This window comes from Burkholderia sp. SCN-KJ (assembly GCF_024656005.1).
Lineage (GTDB): Bacteria > Pseudomonadota > Gammaproteobacteria > Burkholderiales > Burkholderiaceae > Burkholderia.
In genome coordinates, this window is record NZ_JANKOG010000039.1 from 13,516 (window position 1) to 31,663 (window position 18,148).

Genomic DNA, 18,148 nt, shown 5'->3' on the forward strand with positions numbered 1-18,148 from the left:
TTGCGCGCAAGTACGGGCGGGTGGCTGCTAAAAGCGGTTGCTTCCCACGTGCTTGAGGCCAAGTGCATGAACGATGCAACCGGCGAATCGTCCAGTGATGCAAACACAGGGATGGCAGCGGGGCACCGGGCGATGGCGTTTATTGGGACCGAAACTGGAGACTTACATGAATATCAAGATGCAAAAGCTGTTGCCTATTACCGCAGCGGCGATGCTGTGCGTTGCAGCGGCAAGCAACGCGGCCGCCGATCAAGTCGTCAAGATCGGCCACGTCGCGCCCTTGACGGGCGGTATTGCACACCTGGGCAAGGACAACGAAAACGGTGCACGTCTCGCAGTCGAGGAGATCAACGCCAAGGGTCTCACGATCGGCGGCCAGAAAATCACGCTGCAACTCGACGCGCAGGATGACGCGGCCGACCCGCGCCAGGCCACGCAGGTTGCGCAGAAGCTCGTCGACGACAAGGTCGTCGCGGTGGTCGGCCACCTGAACTCGGGCACGTCGATCCCGGCCTCGAAGATCTACAGCGATTCGGGCATCGTGCAGATCTCGCCGTCGGCGACCAACCCGGCTTACACGCAGCAAGGCTTCAAGACCACGTATCGCGTGGTGGCGACCGATGCGCAGCAAGGCCCGGCACTCGCGAACTACGCGCACTCGAAGGGCATCAAGAGCGTGGCGGTGGTCGACGATTCGACCGCATACGGCCAGGGTCTCGCGAACGAGTTCGAGAAGAAGGCGAAGGCGCTCGGCCTGAAGGTGATGTCGCACGACGCGACCAACGACAAGGCGGTCGACTTCCGCGCGATTCTGACCAAGATCAAGGGCGAGAATCCGGACGCGATCATGTACGGCGGCATGGACGCCACCGGCGGCCCGTTCGCGAAACAGGCGAAGCAGCTCGGCCTGCGCGCTAAGATCCTCGCGGGCGACGGCGTGTGCACGGAGAAGCTGGCCGACCTGGCCGGCGACGCGACCGACAACGTCGTGTGCTCGGAAGCCGGTGCTTCGCTCGAGAAGATGGCGGGCGGCGCGGCGTTCAAGGCGAAGTACGAGAAGCGCTTCGGCCAGCCGATCCAGATCTACGCACCGTTCACGTACGACGCCGTGTACATCATCGTCGATGCGATGAAGCGCTCGAACTCGACGGATCCGGCGAAGATTCTCGCTGCGATGCCGGCGACGAACTACTCGGGCGTGATCGGCACGACGACCTTCGACTCGAAGGGCGACCTGCAGCATGGCGTGATCTCGCTGTACAACTACAAGAGCGGCAAGAAGACGCTGCTCGACGAAGTGAAGATGTAAGCTGAACAGCGGTCGACAGAAGGGGTGAAAGCGCGCCTGCGGCAACGCAGGCGCGCTTTCTTTTTGGCGCGCCCGCCGCGCGGTCAGATCTTCAGGTGTGCGAGGACCTTCGGTGCGACGGCCGCGACGAGCGCCGCGCACAGCGCGACGACCGCCAGCCCGATGGTCAGGTTCACGGTCTGCGCGACCGCGCCGATCACGACCGGACCGAACAGCAGTCCGAAATACGCGAGCCCGGCCACGTGCGCGAGGCCTTCGGCCGCGTGGATGCCTTTCACGCGCGCGGCGGCGGCGAACAGCACGGGCATCATGTTCGCAAGGCCGAGACCCATCAGCGTGAAGCCCGTCAGCACGGCGATCGGGTTCGGCAGCAGCAGTGCGCCGATCATCCCTGCGCACGCGAGCGACGCGCTCGCGAACACGAGCTGCGGCGCGCCGAAGCGCGCGCGCACCGCGTCGCCGGCGAAACGCGCGACCGCCATCCCGCCGGAGAACGCCGCATACGCGGCGCTCGCGAGCGCGGGGCTCGCCGCGACGACGTCGCGCATGTAGACGGTCGCCCAGTCGTACATCGCGCCTTCGGCGATCAGTGCGATCAGCGCGATGCCGCCGAGCATCCACAGCGCGGGCGAGCGCCAGCGGTTGCCGCCGCCGTGCGCGTGTTCGTGATGCGGCACGTGCGGCAGCACGGCCGGGCTCGCGGCGAGCAGCACCGCGGCGCTGACGGCCGCCGCGAGCGCAAGATGCACGGCCGGCGCCATGCCGGCCGACAGCAGCGCGCCGCCGGCCGCCGCCCCCGACATCCCGCCGATGCTGAACATCCCGTGCAGCGACGACATGATCGGCTTGCCGAGCGCGATCTCGACCGCGCTCGCCTCGGCATTCATCGCGACGTCGAGCGTCGCCATCGAGAAGCCGAACAGCGCGAGCACGACGAGCAGCATCCAGTAATCGGGGACCACGAGGATCAGCGCCGCGCAGGCGGACATCACGAGCCCGCCCGCGAGGCACGCGGTGCGCGAGCCGACGCGCGCGATCCAGCGCGCGATCGTCAGCATCGCGGCGATCGAGCCGCCCGCGACCGCGAACAGCGCGATCGACAGCAGCCCCGGGCTCAACGCGAACTTGTCGCGCACGGTCGGCACGTGCACGCCCCACGACGCGTACATCATGCCGGCGACGAAGAACAGCGCCATCGTGGCCGTGCGTGCGCGCTGGCGGACCGGCAACGCCAGCACGCGATGCGCGTCGGGCGGCGCGGAAAAGTCGGACGAGGATCGGGAGGAGGATTCGGACACGGAGCGCTCTTGAATGGACGATGCGTGGGCGCGTCGCGCCCGTCGGATTCGTCCGATTCTATCGAACCGTTTACGGTCTTGCCGGCGCGCTGGCCGTGCGGCCGGTCGTGATCGGCGCGCACTTCGCTTTCACGCGGCGCGTCGGCCATCCGGCCGATGCCCGGCAAGCCGCCGCCGCGGGTAACATCGATGCGCAGGCGGCGTGACCGACGCGTTTCGGTGCGGCGCGCCTTCGCCACCCTTGCCATCAGGCCTTCCGAACGCAGGAGTCACCGTGAACATCGATCCCGTCCTTGCCCTGCACCTGCTGCATCGCTGCGCGCTCGGCACGCTCGCGACCCACGCGCGCGACCCGCAAGGCTTTCCCTATCCGACGGTCGTGCCGTTCGCACCCGATGCGAATCATCGGCCCGTGATTCTCGTGAGCGGCCTCGCCGAGCACACACGCAACCTCGCCGCCGATCCCCGCGCGGGCTTCCTCGTCGTCGATGCGCCGGACGGCGACGTGCTGAACGCCGAGCGCGCGACGCTGCTCGGCCGCTTCGTGCCGCTCGGCGACGCGCCGCATGTCGCCGCGCGCTACCTGCGCTACGAACCCGACGCCGCGCGATATCTCGCGCTGGGCGATTTCACGTTCTGGGCGCTCGAGATCGAGCGGCTGCGCTATATCGGCGGATTCGGCCGGATGGGCTGGGTGGACGGCGCCGGCCTCGATGCGCTGCCGCCGCTCGGGTTCGACGACGAACGGGCGCTGTGGGACGCATACGACTCGAGCGCTGCGCGCCGCGCCGGGCTCGACCTGCTCGGCGTCGACCGCCACGGTGCCGACTGGCGCTGCGACGGCCGCCGTGTGCGCACGCCGTTCGACCCGGTGCCGGGCGATGCCGGCGCGCTGCGCGAGCGGTTGATGGCCTGCGCGCGGGATGTGACGTGAGACCGCGGATACAGCTTTGTCTGTTTAGCGTCATGCGCCGTACGATTTTCGCAAACATGTCGCCGGATGAAAGCTTTGATTTTGCCGAATGCGGGTAATTGCGTATGTTGATAGACCTATTTCCGGATCGGTAATGTCCTAATCTCTATGCAAGCGCGTAAAAATTTGAGAAAAGGCCGTGGCCGGTCAAAATGACATGCGTGAATTACAATTAGTCTCGGGATTTTCATGAATCCTGCTTCTATCAAATCTTTTTTGTGCTAATCTCTGCCTTCAAAATCCGAGGCACAAATATTTCATGAATGGTGAGCCGGCAGCAGATCGGCGCCATTGGTCATATCGAAAGGGAAACTATGTCTTCTTACAAGGACCTGCTGGCCCAGCGGGAGAAGCTGGAGAAGCAAATCGAAGAAGCGAAGTCGCGCGAATACGCCGAAGTGCTGAATGACGTGAAGCAGAAAATTGCCGACTACGGCTTTTCGCTCGCCGAACTCGGCCTCAGCCGCGCGAAGGCAGGCAAGGTCGGTCGTCCGCGCGCAGGCGTGGCAGCGAAGTACCGCGATCCGGAAACGGGCGCGACGTGGTCGGGCCGCGGCAAGCCGCCGCGCTGGATCGCCGGGAAGGACCGCGAGCAGTTCTCGATTTAAACAACTGTTTAAATCGTTGTCTCGAAAAGAGCCGCGTATCCGTGCAGGAGCGCGGCTTTTTTGTATCGTGGGATCGGAATGTATGCGTTCTGTCATGAAAATGTCAGAAACGGTGCGTGAATGAAAATGCGACCCGTTCGCATAAGCGATTGATTTAAATGGAAAATTTGGGGTTATCGGAATGCCCCGCGAGGGTCGTTTGGTAGAATTACGTATCCCAACCGATATCTCGTATTTCATGTCCACGTTTTCCGACGACGCACAAAGCGCAGATAAGCACGCGGTCGCGCGCAAGAGCACCCTCGTCAGTATCGTGCTGAATGTGGTGCTTGCGACGTTTCAGATCGTCGTCGGCGTGGTTGCGCATTCGCAGGCATTGATTGCCGACGGTATCCATTCGATTTCCGATTTGATCTCGGATTTTGTCGTACTGGTTGCGAATCGCCATAGCGGCGCATCGCCGGATGCCGATCACAATTACGGACACAGCCGCTACGAGACCGTCGCGTCGCTGTTTCTCGGCGCGATCCTGATCGCGGTCGGCATCGGCATGCTGTGGCGCGCGGGCAACCGTCTCGTGAATCTCGAAAACATCCCGGCCGTCCATTTTTCCGCACTGGTCGTCGCGCTCACGGTGCTCGTGTCGAAAGAGGCGCTGTTCCGCTACATGCTGCGCGAGGCGCGGCGCGTGCGTTCGGCGATGCTCGTCGCGAACGCATGGCATGCGCGCTCGGACGCCGCATCGTCGCTCGTCGTCGCGATCGGCATCGTCGGCAGTCTCGCCGGCGTGCGGCTGCTCGACCCGATCGCCGCCGCGATCGTCGGCTTCATGGTCGCGCGCATGGGCTGGACGTTCGGCTATGACGCGCTGCAGGACCTGTCGGATCGCGCACTCGACACCACCGACACGGCCGAGATCCGCGCGCTGCTCGCCGCGACGCCGGGCGTGCGCGACGTGCACGACCTGCGCACGCGCAAGATGGGCGATGCGGCGCTCGTCGACGCGCACATCCTCGTCGATCCGATGATCTCCGTCTCCGAAGGGCATTACATCGCGGAAACCGCACGAGCACGCGTGCTGCGCGACCCGCGCGTGCTCGACGCGCTGATCCACGTCGACCCCGAGAACGACGCGGCGCGCCGTCCGGCGCTCGCGCTGCCGCCGCGCGCCGAGATCGCGGCGCGGCTCGAGGCCGCGCTCGCGCAGCGCGGGCTGCATCCGGCCGCGATCAACCTGCACTACCTGAGTACGGGGCTCGAGATCGACGTGACGCTCGACGCCGGGGCGGGCGATACCGACGCGGCGCTGGCCGGCCGGCTCGATGTCGACGCGCTGAAGCGCCAGTTCGGCGCGCGCCGGATCGGCTTTACGCGCGGGCTGCCGGCGCAGGCGTGAGCGGTGCCCGCGGCCGCGGGCCGCGCGTTACAGCGGCAGTTGCGTGTCGAACTTGATTTCGCGCAGCACGACGCTCGTGCGCACCTGCGACACGGCCGGAATCTTGAAGATTCGTTCGTGCAGGAAGACGTCGTAGGCCTTGATGTCGGGGGCGACGATCTTGAGGATGTAATCGGCTTCGCCCGTCGTGCTGTAGCACTCGGTGACTTCCGGGCAGGTCGCGATCTCGCGCTCGAACTGTTCGACGCCGCCTTCGTTGTGGCGGGTCAGGTGCACGTGCGCGAGCGCACAGACGTGCAGGCCGAGCTTCTCGCGATCGAGCAGCGCGGTGTAGCGCTGGATCACGCCGGACTGCTCCATGTCCTTGATGCGGCGCCAGCACGGCGTACTCGACAGGCCGACCTGGTCGGAGATTTCCTGCACGGAACGGCGCGCGTCGAGCTGCAACAGGCGAAGGATTTTTTGCGAAAAGGAATCGAGCGTCACCTGCGCCTCCATGCGGCAGCTACAACACGCTGAATGTTAGAGGCCCGGGAAAGGAAAGGCAATCTGGCGGCGCGCCGTTGAGCGAGATTCGCTAATTTGCCCGCGGATCCGTTGGGTTTTGTCCCGCTCCCGCCTGTTCCGACCGATCGGTGTCGGCCACCGCGAGACCCGCGAGCGCGGCCTGCTGGCGGCGCAGGTCGGCGAGCATGTTGCAGAACAGCGCGCCTTGCTCGATCGCATCGTCGAGCGCGACGTGCGTGTGCGGATGATCGTCGAACCAGTGCTTCGGAAAGCGCGGCTTGATCGCCTTGCGATACGGCAGGCCCGTCATCGCGAACGCGAGCGTCTTGATGTCGAGCGCCGACCACGAGAACGGGCAGCGTCCGGCGAAGTGCATCATGTACCAGAACATGAACGTGAAATCGAAGCCGGCCGGCATCGCGACGAACACCGGCTTGCCGGGCAGCGCCTCGACCCATTCGACGTACGCGACGAGCGCGGCCGCCGGCGCCTGCAGGTCGCGCCGGCACGCGGCCCACGCTTGCGGCTCCGTCTTCCACCACGCTTCCTGCACCGGATGGGCCTGCGCGCCGGGCAGCGTCTCGAGGTTCGCGGAGAACGTCGCGATCAGCTGCTTGTCCTCCGTATAGGCGGCCGACGCGAAGCTCAGCATCGAGTGCGGGCCGGGAATCGGCCCGTCGGCCTCGACGTCGGTGCTGACGTAGATTTCGGGGATGGCGGTCTGGTTCATCCGAACACCTTGTCGGACACGAACGGATTCGTGCGGCGCTCGTCGCCGAAGGTCGACACCGGGCCGTGGCCCGGCACGAACGTGACGTCGTCGCCGAGCGGCCACAGCTTCTCCTTGATCGAGCGCACGAGGTCCGCGTGGTTGCCGCGCGGGAAATCGGTGCGGCCGATCGAGCCGGCGAACAGCACGTCGCCGACGATCGCGACGCGATGCGCGCGGCTGAAGAACACGACGTGGCCGGGCGTGTGGCCGGGGCAGTGATAGACCTCGAGCGTCTCGTCGCCGAACTGCACGGTGTCGCCGTCGTTCAGCCAGTGGTCCGGCTCGAACGTCTCGGCGGCCGGGAAGCCGAAGCGCTGGCTCTGCATCGGCAGTTGCTCGATCCAGAAGCGCTCGTCTTCCTGCGGTCCCACGATCGGCACGCCGTAATGCGTCGCGAGTGCCTTCGCGCCCGCGCAGTGATCGACGTGGCCGTGCGTGAGCAGCACCTTCTCGACCTGCACGTTCTGCCGCGCGATCTCCTGTTCGATCCGTTCGAGATCGCCGCCCGGATCGACGACGGCGGCGCGGCCGGTCTTTTCGCAGACGAGCAGCGAGCAGTTCTGCTGGAACGGCGTGACCGGAATGAGCGTGACTTTCATGGAGGCACCGCGGCGGCTAAAAGGAGCGATTGTACCGGTCGCGCGCGCGGCATGCCGGTCCTGCGGTGCGGTGTCGGACGCGCTCGTGCGGGCAATCCCGGAGCATGCCGATTGTTACCGCCATAGCGAGAATCAATGGCCCGGACGGGGCGCTTTTCAGGCAGACCTTTTGATTTATGTATAATGCGCCCCATTGCGCGTGAATTTCACGCAATTCGCTGGTGTTTCGACCCCGTTAAATGAGGTGTCGGATTCACCGTCAAGCATCGACCGCCGGGGAGTCCGGCGGTGTATCCAGCACCGAGCATTCGGTGCTCACGTCTTGTCCGGCCGGGTGCTGCGCGCCCGTCTGCGGCCCTGCTGCCGCGCCGCCGGATGAGGCCTGTGCCGCCGTTCCTGTGCGTTGGCTGTACGCGACGCGCGCGAACGTGAAAGCCATGTTCGATGGCGGCATGTGGGGTCTGGTCAGGCTGCCGGGGACAGGTTGCGCCAGACGTGAAAACTAATCAGGACGGTTGCGGCACAGACGAAAGCCGCGCCCATGCTAGCCGCCTGCTCGCATAGCCGAGCGGGGCGTGCACGCATTTGCCGTCCGGGCCGCATATCTGCGTTGTTGAGCAGCGTTGTATCGGTGCGGCCCGAACCAGAAGGCGACACGTCGATGAATTTTCGATTTCCGACTCGATTCGGGACCATTGCTTTATTTTTTGCGCTGACGGGCTGTGCGGTGCCACCCAGCCAGACCACCGGCAGCGCCAACCAGAAGAACGCGGTCAACAAGACGGCCGCGGCCGCGAAAGCGGATGACGACAAGCAGCAACTGAATTTCGATTCCGCGCTGGCATCGATGCCGGCTGCCGACAGCAAGGACGCGAAGAAGTCGTCGCTGGCGGACGCCGAGCCGATCGACGGCAAGGATGTGTCCGACTTCCGCCAGACGGGCCGGGCATCGTGGTACGGCCGGGATTTTCACGGCCGCCGCACCGCGAACGGCGAGCGCTTCAACATGAACGCGCTGACCGCCGCGCATCGCACGCTGCCGCTGTCGTCGTACATCAGGGTGACGAACGCGTCGACCGGCAAGTGGGTCGTCGTGAAGGTCAACGATCGCGGGCCGTACAAGCGCGGCCGTGTGCTCGACCTGTCGTATGCCGCTGCCCGGATGATCGGCCTCGTGCACGCCGGCACGGGCCGCGTGAAGATCGAAGGGCTGTCGCCGCAGGAAGCGCGCGAGGCACGCGACGAAATGTTGGCGTCGGTCTCGACGAGGTAACGCGGCGGTTCGTCCGCTCATGCAAAAGGGCTGCCTTCGGGCAGCCCTTTTGCATTTCCGCGCGCCGGGCGACGGAGGCCGCCCGTGCGCGCGTCAGCCTTCCTTCAGCACCAGCGCGCGCGCATACAGCGCGTTGCGCGATGCGCCCGTCAGCGCGGCCGCGAGCTTCGCCGCGCTCTTCACCGGCACTTCTTCCAGTAGCAGCTTGAGCAGCGCGTCGTGCGCGGTGTCGTCGGTTTCGCCGCCGTCGGCCGGCGCGCCTTCCACGACCAGCACGAACTCGCCGCGCTGCCGGTTCGCATCGCCGTCGAGCCAGCTCTGTCCTTCGGCCAGGGTGCCCTGGAACAGCTGCTCGTGTAGCTTGGTGAGCTCGCGCGCAATCAGCAGCCGGCGCGCGGGGCCGAACGCGTCGGCGAGGGCGGCGACGGTGTCCGCGATGCGGTGCGGCGCTTCGTAGAACACCAGCGCGTACGGATGCTGCACGAGCGCCTGCAGCGCGCTCGCACGCTGCTTCGCCTTCGGCGGCAGGAAGCCCGCGAACGTGAACGCGCCCGCCCAGTCGCCCGCCACGCTGAGCGCGGTCACGGCCGCGCTCGCGCCCGGCAGCGGAATCACCGCGAAGCCGGCCGCGCGCACGGCGTCGACGAGCCGCGCGCCGGGGTCCGAAATGCCGGGCGTGCCGGCGTCCGACACGTACGCGACGCGTTCGCCGGCGCGCAGCAGCTCGATCACACGGAGCGCGGCTTCGCGTTCGTTGTGCTCGTGCACGGCGACAAGCGGTTTCGAGATGCCGTAGCGGGCCAGCAGCTGGCCCGTGTTGCGCGTGTCTTCGGCCGCGATGCGGTCGGCGAGGCCGAGCACGTGCAGCGCGCGCAGCGTGATGTCGGCGGTGTTGCCGATCGGCGTCGCGACCACGTAGAGCGCGGCGTCCGGGTAGTGCTGTGTTTGCGCGAGTTCGAGGAGGGCAGTCATGGCAGGCAATGCGCGCAATCGCGGCGCAAGCGGAACAAGGACGGCATTGTGCCACGCGGCGCCGGCCGCGCCGGGCGGCGAGCACACTTCGCCGCGCGGCGGCGGCAACTTTTCCGGCGCGGCGCGATCCAGATCGGTTGGCGCGACGTTCGAGCAGCGCGCGCGGCAGTTCCTGGAGCGTCGCGGTCTCGCGTTCGTCGCGGCGAACGTGACGATGCGCGGCGGCGAACTCGACCTCGTGATGCGCACGCCCGACGGCACGCTCGTGTTCGTCGAGGTGCGTGCGCGACGCAGCACGCGGCACGGCGGTGCGGCCGCGAGCGTCGGCTGGCGCAAGCGGCGGCGTCTGGTCGCGGCCGCGCTTCATTTCTGGGTACGGCACGGCGCGGGTGCCGCGTGCCGCTTCGATGTCGTCGCGTTCGAGGCCGGCCGGCTCGAGTGGCTGCGCGATGCATTTCGTGCCGACGATGCGTAGCCGCGAGCTGTGACCAGATGTAAAGAGTTCTCGTCATACCCCCGGAGAGGGTGCCGGAGTGCGGTAAACTCGCCGCACCCATGACGTTGCGCGCGGTGTGCCCACGCGCCCAGTTCACCAGGAATCGATGTCAGTCGAACGTATTCAGCAACATTTCCGTGACAGCGCCGCGCTACACGCCGAAGCGGCCGACGCGCTGTCGCTGCCGATCGCAGCCGCGGTCGATGCGATGTTCGCCGCGCTGGCGAACGGCAACAAGATCGTCGCGTGCGGGGACGGCCCGTCGGCCGCCGCCGCGCACTACCTCGCCGTGTCGCTCGTCGGCGGCTTCGAGCGCGAGCGTCCGGGCCTGCCGGCGATCGCGCTGGCCACCGATGCGTCGCAGGGCGGCCTCATGGGGGCATCCGCTGCCGACCAGCTGTTCGCGCAGCAGGTGCGCGTGCTCGGGCAGACCGGCGACATCCTGCTGGTGCTCGACGCGAGCGGCGCGTCGCCGCGCGTGCTGGCCGCGATCGACGAGGCGCACGAGCGCGAGATGACCGTCGTCGCGCTGACGGGTGGCGACGGCCACGCCGTCGCGGCCGCGCTGTCCGATACCGATATTCCGATCAGCGTGCCCGCCTCGCGCGCGGCGCGCGTCCACGAAGTCCATCTGCTGACCATCCACTGCCTGTGCGACGGCATCGACGCGATGCTGCTGGGTGAGGATTGAACGAAGGAGAGCCGTCGATGAACCAAAGCCGCGTCAAACAGACGCTCGTCAGAACCACGTTGCTCGCCGCGCTGACGGCGGGCCTCGCGATGTCGCTGCAGGGTTGCGTGCTCGGCGTGCTGGGTGCGGCGGCCGGCGGCGGCGCGCTGATCGCGACCGATCGCCGCACGCTCGGCGCGCAGACCGAGGATCGCGAGATCCAGGTCAAGTCGCTCACGCAGATCAACAACGGGCTGCCGGACCAGTCGCACGTGAACGTGACGGTGTTCAACCGCCGTGTGCTGCTGACGGGCGAAGTGCCGAACGACGCATCGAAGCAGCGCGCCGAGGAAATCGTGCGCGGCATCAACAACGTGAACGGCATCGTCAACGAGCTGTCGGTCGAGCCGGCGTCGTCGCTGTCGTCGCGCGCGAACGACTCGTATCTCGAAGGGCGCGTGAAGTCCGAGTTCATCGCGACGAAGGGGCTGTCGGCGAACTACTACAAGGTCGTCAGCGAGCGCGGCAACATCTATCTGATGGGCCTCGTGACGGTCGACGAAGGCAATCGCGGCGCGGATGCGGCGAGCCAGGTGCCGGGCGTCGAGAAGGTCGTGAAGGTGTTCCAGTACATCCAGCCGCAGGACGCGCAGGCATTGCAGGCCGCGTCGCCGAGCGGGGCATCCGGCGCGCAGCCCGCCGCCGCGCCCGCGGATGCCGCGACGGTCGGTGCCGTGCCCGATGCGTCGGTCCAGTCCACGCCGCTGCAACCGCCGGCGCCGATCTCGAATTCGTCGAGCGTGCATCCGGGTAACCCGAAGGCCATGCCGCAATGAAGTCGACGCAGATGAAGTTGAAGCAATGGATGGTGCAGGGCGCCGCGGCGGCCGCGCTCGCGACTGCCGCGCTCGGCACGGCGCATGCGGACGTCGGCGACGGCCTGAAGGTCGCGCGCGGCAATGCCTGCATGGGCTGCCACGCAGTGGACCGCAAGCTCGTCGGTCCGTCGTTCAAGGACATCGCCGCGCGCTACAAGTCCGATCCGCAGGCCGTCGCGAAGCTGTCGAAGAAGGTGAAGGACGGCGGCTCCGGCGTGTGGGGCGCGATTCCAATGCCGGCGCACCCGCGCATGAGCGACGCGGATCTGCGCTCCGTGGTCGAATGGGTGCTGGCCGGCGCGCCGTCGAAGTGACGCGCCGGGGTGACGGAACCCCTATTGCCAAGCGCGGAAATGCATGTGTATGATGGTTGTCTGTTGGGGCGGTAGCTCAGCTGGGAGAGCGTCGCGTTCGCAATGCGAAGGTCGGGAGTTCGATCCTCCTCCGCTCCACCAACGGAATTCGAAGGGCTCGGTCGCAAGACCGGGCCCTTTTGTTTTCCAGCATGCCGGGCGTAACGCGATCGCCTTGTGCATTGCTTTCGACGCGGCTCCTCCCTATTCGGCCGCGTCGCGATCTTCTACCGGTCCGGCCGCCCCTTGCCTTGTCGCGTGGTAGTGCCGTCGTGCCTTCGCGACGTTTCCGCAGGTTGCCATGTCGCACCACTTGCGGCGCCCGGTCTTCGATCCGTCGATGAACAGCCATGCGCAGTTCGGCCCCGCACACATCCGGAGCCGGCCGTCAGGAATCGCTTCGAGAAGCTTCACGGCGTGAAGCGCAATCCGATCGGCGGGCAGGTGCAGGTCCGCGCCGTCGCGCGTATCCGGCGCGTCGCCGAATTCCACGCGTCCGTCCGTCGCGACGAGCCGCTGCCTGCTCACCGCGCGCCGCCACGTGCGCTCCAGCGTGGCGAGATCCGCTGCGACCGGGGCTGCGCGGTGCACCAGCGCATCGAAGATCCCGAACAACGCCTCGCGCAAGCGCTTCGCGTCGCGCAGGGCCCGCTCGGCCGCTGTGGGCGCTTCGGCCGCGCGGGCCGCGAGCTGCTTCAGGTCAAGCGTGGGCAGCAAGGCCGACGACGCCAGCCACGCGAGATATGCGGGGTAGTCGGGCAGCCAGTCGCGCGGCGTCACGTCGCGGCCGGTCACCGTGTTGACGAAGTCGAGAACGGCATGGCCGCCGATAAAGTCGCGAGCCACGAACGCGTGCGCTTCCATAACCGGTGAAGTCGTTGACATGGGTTAAATCGATGCTAACCTTTGATGGCCTTTTGACAGGTTATCACGCACGACACCGCGATTGCGCGAGGAGAAGTCATGACGGTGCCAACCGCTTCATCTGACCTGCCGGCCGGACATGCGTCGACCGGCGTCGCTCGACCGGTCGAGTTGATCGCCGCGCCGAGCAGCCTCGGCCTCAAGCCGAACGGCGCCGGCCGCGAGCCCGATACGTGGCGCGGCCCGGAAGCGCTGCTCGCCACCGGCTTCGCTGCACGTCTCGGCGCGCGCGTCTCATGGCTCCCGCATCCTGCCTATGCGTTTGATCCGCAGCCCGGCACCCGCATCCGCAACGGCGTGTCGATCCGCGCGTTCTCGCTCGAACTTGCCGTGCGCGTCGCCGATGCGCTCGCCCGGGGCGCCTTTCCGATCGTGCTCGGCGGCGACTGCAGCATTCTGCTCGGATGCCTGCTGGGAAATCGGCGGGCCGGTGGCGGCGGGCTCGTCCATGTCGACGGGCACAGCGACTTCTTCCATCCGGGCAACTACGACACGTCGACGCGGCTCGGCTCCGCGGCTGGGATGGATCTCGCGCTGGCGACCGGCCGCGGAGAGCCGCTCCTGACATGCTGGCCGGATCTGGACGGCCCGCTCGTCGACGATCGCGACACATGCCAGGTCGGCGAGCGCGACGCCGAATCCGCCGAGTTCGAGGCCGCCTACGGCGATATCGTGCGGACCGCGATCACACGCACGACGATCCAGCAGTTGCTGGCGAGCGGACCTGCCGCGGTCGCTCGCGAACTCGTCGACTGGCTGCGCACGCGCGCGCTTCGGCGGGTGTGGTTGCACGTCGATCTCGACGTGCTCGATCGGTCGCAGCTTCCGGCCGTGGATTCGCCCGGCTCGCCAGGGCTGGACTTCGACGGGCTCGATGCGTTGCTCGAACCGCTCGTCGCCTCCGGTCGCGTTGCGGGGATCGACTTCACGATCTACGACCCGGGGCTCGATCCAGGGTTCGCGCACGCGGACCGGATCGCGCGCAGCATCGCACGGACCGCGGCCGCGCTGCCGGGGGCAGGGAGCCGATAGGGCGGTTGGCCATACGGGCGACCGCCGCTGCGGTCGAAGGCGAACCTATTGGCGACGCCCGAAACTCGGCCTCCTCGGATCGTACGTCCACCCCGGCACCAGATACCGCATCGCCATCGCATCGTCGCGCGCCGTGCCGCCGACCTCGCGATACAGCGCATGCGCGGCCTCGACCTGCGCCATGTCGAGCTCGATCCCGAGCCCCGGCCGCTCCGGCACGGCCACTTGGCCGCCGACGATCTCGAGCGGCTCGCGCGTGAGCCGCGCGTCGCCTTCCTGCCAGATCCAGTGCGTGTCGATTGCGGTGATCGTGCCGGGCGCCGCCGCGGCCGCATGCGTGAACATCGCGAGCGACACGTCGAAGTGGTTGTTCGAGTGCGAACCCCACGTGAGCCCCCAGTCGCGGCACAGCTGCGCGAGCCGCACCGAGCCCTGCATCGTCCAGAAGTGCGGATCGGCGAGCGGGATGTCGACCGCCTGCAGCCGCACCGCATGATCCATCTGCCGCCAGTCGGTCGCGATCATATTGGTCGCGGTCGGAATGCCGGTCGCGCGCCGGAACTCGGCCATCACCTCGCGGCCCGAATAACCGGCTTCCGGCCCGCACGGATCCTCCGCGTAGGCGAGCAGATGACCTTGCCCGCGGCACAGCGCGACCGCTTCGTCGAGCGACCACGCGCCGTTCGGGTCGAGCGTCGCGCGCGCGTCGGGAAAGCGCGCCTTGATCGCCGCGATCGCTTCCATCTCGTCCGCGCCGGCCATCACGCCGCCTTTCAGCTTGAAATCGGCGAAGCCGTAGCGCTCGACCGCGGCCTCGGCCTGCCGCGCGATCGCGGCCGGCGTGAGCGCGGCTTCGTTGCGCAGCCGGAACCACGGATCGGCGGCGTGCGTCTCGTCGCGATACGGCAGGTCGGTGCGGCGCCGCTCGCCGATGTAGAACAGGTACGCGAGCATCGGCACCGCGTCGCGCTGCTGGCCTTCGCCGAGCAGCGCCGCGACCGACACGTCGAGATGCTGGCCGAGCAGGTCGAGCAGCGCGGCCTCGATCGCGGTGATCACGTTGTCGAGCCGCAGGTTGATCTCGTGCGGCTGGCGCAGCACGGCCGCCTCGCCGGCCGACGTCACCTCGTGCCGGATCGTGCGGCCGGCCGTCGCACCGGCACCGGACAGCGCCGCGCGCACCGCGTTGAGCGTCGCCTGGTAACGCCCGATCGACTGGCCGACCACGAGATCGGTCATCCGCTCGAGCGCCTGGCGGATGCCTTCGCCGCCGGGCACTTCGCCGACGCCCGTGTGGCCGCTGCTGTCGTCGAGGATCACGAGGTTGCGCGTGAAATACGGCGCGTGCGCGCCGCACAGGTTCAGCAGCATGCTGTCGCGGCCCGCGACGGGGATCACCTGCATGCGCGTGACGCGCGGCGTGCCGGCTCGGCGGGATTCGGACATCGGTTCGCTCCTGGTTCCGGTGATGTGCGGGCCGCCGGATGCGCCGGCGCGGCCCGCGCCGTTCAGTTCAGCTCGACGCGGCGGATCTCGCCGACGACGAACAGGTAGCAGATCACGGCGACCAGCGCGTGCGCGACGACGTACACCAGCGCGCCGTTGAACGAGCCGCTGCGGTCGACGATATAGCCGATCGCGATCGGCGTGGTGATGCTGGAAAGATTGCCGCACGTGTTGAGCAGCGCGCCGCTCAGGCCGGCGATCTGGCGCGGCGCGGTGTCGGCGTTGACGGCCCAGCCGAGCGCGCCGAGCCCCTTGCCGAAGAACGACAGCGCCATGAACAGCACGACCAGCACGTGCGAATCGGTGTAGTTGCAGACGATCATCGACATCGACAGCAGCATGCCGATCACGATCGGCACCTTGCGCGCGACCGACAGCGACTGGCCCTGCTTGAGCAGCGCGTCGGACACGATGCCGCCGAGAATCCCGCCGAGGAAGCCGCACACGGCGGGGATCGACGCGACGAGCCCCGCGTTGAGGATCGACATCCCGCGCGCCTGCACGAGATAGACGGGGAACCACGTGATGAAGAAGTAGGTGAGCGCGTTGATGCAGTACTGCGCGACGTACACGCCGACGAGCATCCGGTTCCTCAGCAGCGCCTTCACGTGACGCATCGACGGCCCGCCGTCGCGCGCGCCGGTCGCCTGGTCGATGTTGATGAGCGCACCGCCTTCGGCGAGGTAGTCGAGTTCCGCATCGTTGATACGCGGGTGCGCCTTCGGGTCGTACATCGTGCGGTTCCACACCAGCACGAACGCGAAGCCGAGCACGCCCATCACCGCGAACACCGACTGCCAGCCGTACGCGTGCACGAGCCAGCCCATCAGCGGCGCGAACACGACGGTCGCCGCGTACTGCGCGGCATTGAAGATCGCCGACGCGGTGCCGCGCTCCGCGGCCGGGAACCAGGTGGACACGATCCGGCTGTTGGCCGGGAACGACGGCGCCTCGGCCGCGCCGACCAGGAAGCGCAATCCGAACAGCAGCGCGAACGCGGCCGCGCCGCCGAAGAAGCCGATGCCGCCCTGCAGCAGCGTGAACAGCGACCAGAAGAAGATGCTGAACGCATAGACGATGCGCGACCCGAAGCGGTCGAGCAGCCAGCCGCCCGGCAGTTGCGCGATCACGTACGACCAGCCGAACGCCGAGAAGATGAAGCCCATCTGCACGTGGCTCAGGTGCAGCGCGCGGGCCAGCGCCGGGCCCGCGATCGCGATCGCCGCGCGATCCGCGTAGTTGATCGTCGTGACCGCGAACAGCACGGTCAGCACGAGCCAGCGCACGCGGGTGCGCCGGGCCGTTGCCGACGCGGACGCCGGCAATGCGTGAAGCGGATTCATCAGTGTCTCCTCCGAAGGGCGGAAGGTGCCGTCGTGCGGCTGCGCGTCGGGTCCGCGCGTTTTTTCGTGGCGGTATTGCCGGCCTGAGGCCGGACGTTGGACGCCGATGCCTAGGGCAGGGCGTCCGGAGCATTCTGTCACGGCGAAATATGCGGTTTCATGCCAATTACTGACTTGATCGATTCAGGAATTGAATCGATTGGATGTGGGCGCGAAGAATTGTGAGCGCGAATCGCCGGAAGGTTCGTTCACGCGTGCGCGTCGCCCGGGGCGGCGCCGTGGTTGGCCGCGACGTGTTCCGCGAGAAACTCGACCGCGGCGCGCACGCCAGGCAACTGGCCGCGCCGGTGCGGCATCAGCAGCGTGGTCGTGACGGTGCCGGCCCGCCAGCCGGGCAGCACGCGCACGAGCGCGCCCGACGCGAGCGCGGCGCCGGCGATCCAGTCGGGCAGGCATGCGATCCCGAGGCCGGCCGTCGCGGCCTGCAGCAGCAGCGTCGACTCGTCCGCCTGCATTCGGATGCGCGGGGCGACGTCGACGGTGTCGCCGGCGCGCTGCAGCCGCCATGGTTGAGGACCTGGATGAAGCCCGTCGTGCCGCGCGAGGTCGGTCGGCGCGTCCGGTGTGCCGGCACGCGCGAGATATGCCGGCGACGCAACGGCGACGATCGGCGACGTGGCCAGCGGCCGTTGCACGAGTTCGGAATCGGGGAGCGGCGCGAAATGACTGCGGACCGCGATGTCGAAGCCTTCCTGCGCGATGTCGACGAGCCGGTCGCTCGCATGAATCTGCAGCAGCAGCTTCGGGTGCGCGATCGCCAGCGCCGGCAGGCACGGCGCGAGGATGTGCTGCGCCACCGGCACCGAACTCGTGATCCGCACGACGCCGGCCGGTTCGGCCGCCTGCCGCAGTACGGCGTCGCGCGCGCTTTCGGCCTCGATCACCGCCGCGCGCGCATGCTCGAAGAATTCGGTGCCGACCGGCGTCAGCCGGAAACTGCGCGACGTGCGATGCACGAGCCGCGCGCCGAGCGTGCGCTCGAGCTCGGCCACGCGCTTGCTGACCGTCGATTTCGGCAGGTCGAGTCGACGTGCGGCCGCCGACATGCTGCCCGCGTCGACCGCCTGTACGAAGAGGTAGAGATCGTTCAGATTCACTGTCAGCGTCCACCAGGAGAAACGACGGGTTTCGATTCTAGCGGCTACTGCGTGATCGTTCGTCATGGGAGCATGATTGCTC

At 67.6% G+C, this 18,148-nt stretch carries 19 protein-coding genes and 1 tRNA gene; 11 read left to right on the forward strand and 9 right to left on the reverse strand.

The features are described from left to right. The first annotated feature begins 166 nt into the window (after positions 1-166). Positions 167-1,309: a branched-chain amino acid ABC transporter substrate-binding protein gene (locus tag NQV17_RS34915; RefSeq protein WP_044846361.1), complete on the forward strand. Its 1,143-nt coding sequence runs from the start codon at positions 167-169 to the stop codon at positions 1,307-1,309. An 83-nt stretch (positions 1,310-1,392) separates the two neighbouring features. Here the strand turns inward: NQV17_RS34915 and NQV17_RS34920 are convergent, their stop codons facing one another. Continuing rightward, entirely contained in the window at positions 1,393-2,607 is a 1,215-nt protein-coding gene (locus NQV17_RS34920; RefSeq protein WP_257775729.1) for an MFS transporter, read from the reverse strand. A gap of 274 nt (positions 2,608-2,881) precedes the next feature. Between NQV17_RS34920 and NQV17_RS34925 the strand changes: the two genes are divergently transcribed. From NQV17_RS34925 to NQV17_RS34935, 3 genes are all read left to right on the forward strand, one after another. After that, complete coding sequence (locus NQV17_RS34925) at positions 2,882-3,541, forward strand: HugZ family protein (protein WP_257775730.1); 660 nt, start codon at positions 2,882-2,884, stop codon at positions 3,539-3,541. Positions 3,542-3,894: 353 nt separating this feature from the next. Beyond that, positions 3,895-4,188, forward strand: coding sequence for an H-NS family nucleoid-associated regulatory protein (locus tag NQV17_RS34930; RefSeq protein ID WP_096508184.1), 294 nt, complete (start codon positions 3,895-3,897; stop codon positions 4,186-4,188). A 238-nt stretch (positions 4,189-4,426) separates the two neighbouring features. Further along, positions 4,427-5,584, forward strand: coding sequence for a cation diffusion facilitator family transporter (locus tag NQV17_RS34935; protein WP_257775731.1), 1,158 nt, complete (start codon positions 4,427-4,429; stop codon positions 5,582-5,584). A 27-nt stretch (positions 5,585-5,611) separates the two neighbouring features. On the opposite strand, the gene NQV17_RS34940 is transcribed toward NQV17_RS34935, so the two are convergent. The 3 genes from NQV17_RS34940 to NQV17_RS34950 all read right to left on the reverse strand — a co-directional run bounded on the left by NQV17_RS34940 (position 5,612) and on the right by NQV17_RS34950 (position 7,462). Continuing rightward, complete coding sequence (locus NQV17_RS34940; protein ID WP_006477376.1) at positions 5,612-6,082, reverse strand: Lrp/AsnC family transcriptional regulator; 471 nt, start codon at positions 6,080-6,082, stop codon at positions 5,612-5,614. A gap of 79 nt (positions 6,083-6,161) precedes the next feature. Beyond that, positions 6,162-6,821, reverse strand: coding sequence for an exonuclease (locus NQV17_RS34945; protein ID WP_044846355.1), 660 nt, complete (start codon positions 6,819-6,821; stop codon positions 6,162-6,164). After that, on the reverse strand, positions 6,818-7,462 hold the full coding sequence (locus NQV17_RS34950) for an MBL fold metallo-hydrolase (RefSeq protein WP_044846354.1): 645 nt from the start codon (positions 7,460-7,462) through the stop codon (positions 6,818-6,820). Before NQV17_RS34950 ends, NQV17_RS34945 begins: the two co-directional genes overlap by 4 nt. A 661-nt stretch (positions 7,463-8,123) precedes the next feature. Between NQV17_RS34950 and NQV17_RS34955 the strand changes: the two genes are divergently transcribed. Further along, positions 8,124-8,735, forward strand: coding sequence for a septal ring lytic transglycosylase RlpA family protein (locus tag NQV17_RS34955; protein ID WP_257775732.1), 612 nt, complete (start codon positions 8,124-8,126; stop codon positions 8,733-8,735). A gap of 93 nt (positions 8,736-8,828) precedes the next feature. On the opposite strand, the gene rsmI is transcribed toward NQV17_RS34955, so the two are convergent. Beyond that, on the reverse strand, positions 8,829-9,707 hold the full coding sequence (gene rsmI / locus NQV17_RS34960) for a 16S rRNA (cytidine(1402)-2'-O)-methyltransferase (protein WP_257775733.1): 879 nt from the start codon (positions 9,705-9,707) through the stop codon (positions 8,829-8,831). Between the two features lie 46 nt (positions 9,708-9,753). Here rsmI and NQV17_RS34965 point away from each other — a divergent pair, with 46 nt between their 5' ends. The 5 genes from NQV17_RS34965 to NQV17_RS34985 all read left to right on the forward strand — a co-directional run bounded on the left by NQV17_RS34965 (position 9,754) and on the right by NQV17_RS34985 (position 12,206). Then, positions 9,754-10,182 carry a YraN family protein gene (locus NQV17_RS34965; protein ID WP_257775754.1) on the forward strand — a complete coding sequence of 143 codons (429 nt, stop codon included), beginning with the start codon at positions 9,754-9,756 and terminating at the stop codon, positions 10,180-10,182. A gap of 127 nt (positions 10,183-10,309) precedes the next feature. Next, the gene (locus NQV17_RS34970) at positions 10,310-10,894 is read left to right on the forward strand and encodes an SIS domain-containing protein (RefSeq protein WP_257775734.1); all 585 of its coding nucleotides are present in this window, start codon (positions 10,310-10,312) and stop codon (positions 10,892-10,894) included. A gap of 17 nt (positions 10,895-10,911) precedes the next feature. After that, the gene (locus NQV17_RS34975; RefSeq protein WP_257775735.1) at positions 10,912-11,709 is read left to right on the forward strand and encodes a BON domain-containing protein; all 798 of its coding nucleotides are present in this window, start codon (positions 10,912-10,914) and stop codon (positions 11,707-11,709) included. After that, a complete protein-coding gene (locus NQV17_RS34980) occupies positions 11,706-12,065 on the forward strand; it encodes a c-type cytochrome (RefSeq protein ID WP_257775736.1) in 360 nt (119 codons plus the stop codon). Before NQV17_RS34975 ends, NQV17_RS34980 begins: the two co-directional genes overlap by 4 nt. 65 nt (positions 12,066-12,130) lie before the next feature. After that, a tRNA-Ala gene (locus tag NQV17_RS34985) sits at positions 12,131-12,206 on the forward strand. A 102-nt stretch (positions 12,207-12,308) separates the two neighbouring features. On the opposite strand, the gene NQV17_RS34990 is transcribed toward NQV17_RS34985, so the two are convergent. Continuing rightward, entirely contained in the window at positions 12,309-12,968 is a 660-nt protein-coding gene (locus NQV17_RS34990; RefSeq protein ID WP_257775737.1) for a CGNR zinc finger domain-containing protein, read from the reverse strand. 99 nt (positions 12,969-13,067) lie between these two features. Here NQV17_RS34990 and NQV17_RS34995 point away from each other — a divergent pair, with 99 nt between their 5' ends. Next, a complete protein-coding gene (locus tag NQV17_RS34995; protein ID WP_257775738.1) occupies positions 13,068-14,060 on the forward strand; it encodes an arginase family protein in 993 nt (330 codons plus the stop codon). A 45-nt stretch (positions 14,061-14,105) separates the two neighbouring features. Here the strand turns inward: NQV17_RS34995 and NQV17_RS35000 are convergent, their stop codons facing one another. The 3 genes from NQV17_RS35000 to NQV17_RS35010 form a co-directional block, all read right to left on the reverse strand. Further along, on the reverse strand, positions 14,106-15,506 hold the full coding sequence (locus tag NQV17_RS35000; RefSeq protein ID WP_257775739.1) for an enolase C-terminal domain-like protein: 1,401 nt from the start codon (positions 15,504-15,506) through the stop codon (positions 14,106-14,108). A 62-nt stretch (positions 15,507-15,568) separates the two neighbouring features. Continuing rightward, complete coding sequence (locus NQV17_RS35005) at positions 15,569-16,909, reverse strand: MFS transporter (protein WP_257775740.1); 1,341 nt, start codon at positions 16,907-16,909, stop codon at positions 15,569-15,571. Between the two features lie 248 nt (positions 16,910-17,157). Continuing rightward, the gene (locus NQV17_RS35010; RefSeq protein WP_257775741.1) at positions 17,158-18,132 is read right to left on the reverse strand and encodes a LysR substrate-binding domain-containing protein; all 975 of its coding nucleotides are present in this window, start codon (positions 18,130-18,132) and stop codon (positions 17,158-17,160) included. Positions 18,133-18,148 lie beyond the last annotated feature (16 nt).

Bases quoted from the DNA above. Each gene is read 5' to 3' on its own strand.
- NQV17_RS34915 (WP_044846361.1), top strand. From the start codon at position 167: ATGAATATCAAGATGCAAAAGCTGTTGCCTATTACCGCAGCGGCGATG.
- NQV17_RS34930 (WP_096508184.1), top strand. From the start codon at position 3,895: ATGTCTTCTTACAAGGACCTGCTGGCCCAGCGGGAGAAGCTGGAGAAG.
- NQV17_RS34935 (WP_257775731.1), top strand. From the start codon at position 4,427: ATGTCCACGTTTTCCGACGACGCACAAAGCGCAGATAAGCACGCGGTC.
- NQV17_RS34940 (WP_006477376.1), bottom strand. From the start codon at position 6,082: ATGGAGGCGCAGGTGACGCTCGATTCCTTTTCGCAAAAAATCCTTCGC.
- NQV17_RS34945 (WP_044846355.1), bottom strand. From the start codon at position 6,821: ATGAACCAGACCGCCATCCCCGAAATCTACGTCAGCACCGACGTCGAG.
- NQV17_RS34950 (WP_044846354.1), bottom strand. From the start codon at position 7,462: ATGAAAGTCACGCTCATTCCGGTCACGCCGTTCCAGCAGAACTGCTCG.
- NQV17_RS34955 (WP_257775732.1), top strand. From the start codon at position 8,124: ATGAATTTTCGATTTCCGACTCGATTCGGGACCATTGCTTTATTTTTT.
- rsmI (WP_257775733.1), bottom strand. From the start codon at position 9,707: ATGACTGCCCTCCTCGAACTCGCGCAAACACAGCACTACCCGGACGCC.
- NQV17_RS34970 (WP_257775734.1), top strand. From the start codon at position 10,310: ATGTCAGTCGAACGTATTCAGCAACATTTCCGTGACAGCGCCGCGCTA.
- NQV17_RS34975 (WP_257775735.1), top strand. From the start codon at position 10,912: ATGAACCAAAGCCGCGTCAAACAGACGCTCGTCAGAACCACGTTGCTC.
- NQV17_RS34980 (WP_257775736.1), top strand. From the start codon at position 11,706: ATGAAGTCGACGCAGATGAAGTTGAAGCAATGGATGGTGCAGGGCGCC.
- NQV17_RS34990 (WP_257775737.1), bottom strand. From the start codon at position 12,968: ATGGAAGCGCACGCGTTCGTGGCTCGCGACTTTATCGGCGGCCATGCC.
- NQV17_RS34995 (WP_257775738.1), top strand. From the start codon at position 13,068: ATGACGGTGCCAACCGCTTCATCTGACCTGCCGGCCGGACATGCGTCG.
- NQV17_RS35000 (WP_257775739.1), bottom strand. From the start codon at position 15,506: ATGTCCGAATCCCGCCGAGCCGGCACGCCGCGCGTCACGCGCATGCAG.
- NQV17_RS35005 (WP_257775740.1), bottom strand. From the start codon at position 16,909: ATGAATCCGCTTCACGCATTGCCGGCGTCCGCGTCGGCAACGGCCCGG.
- NQV17_RS35010 (WP_257775741.1), bottom strand. From the start codon at position 18,132: ATGACGAACGATCACGCAGTAGCCGCTAGAATCGAAACCCGTCGTTTC.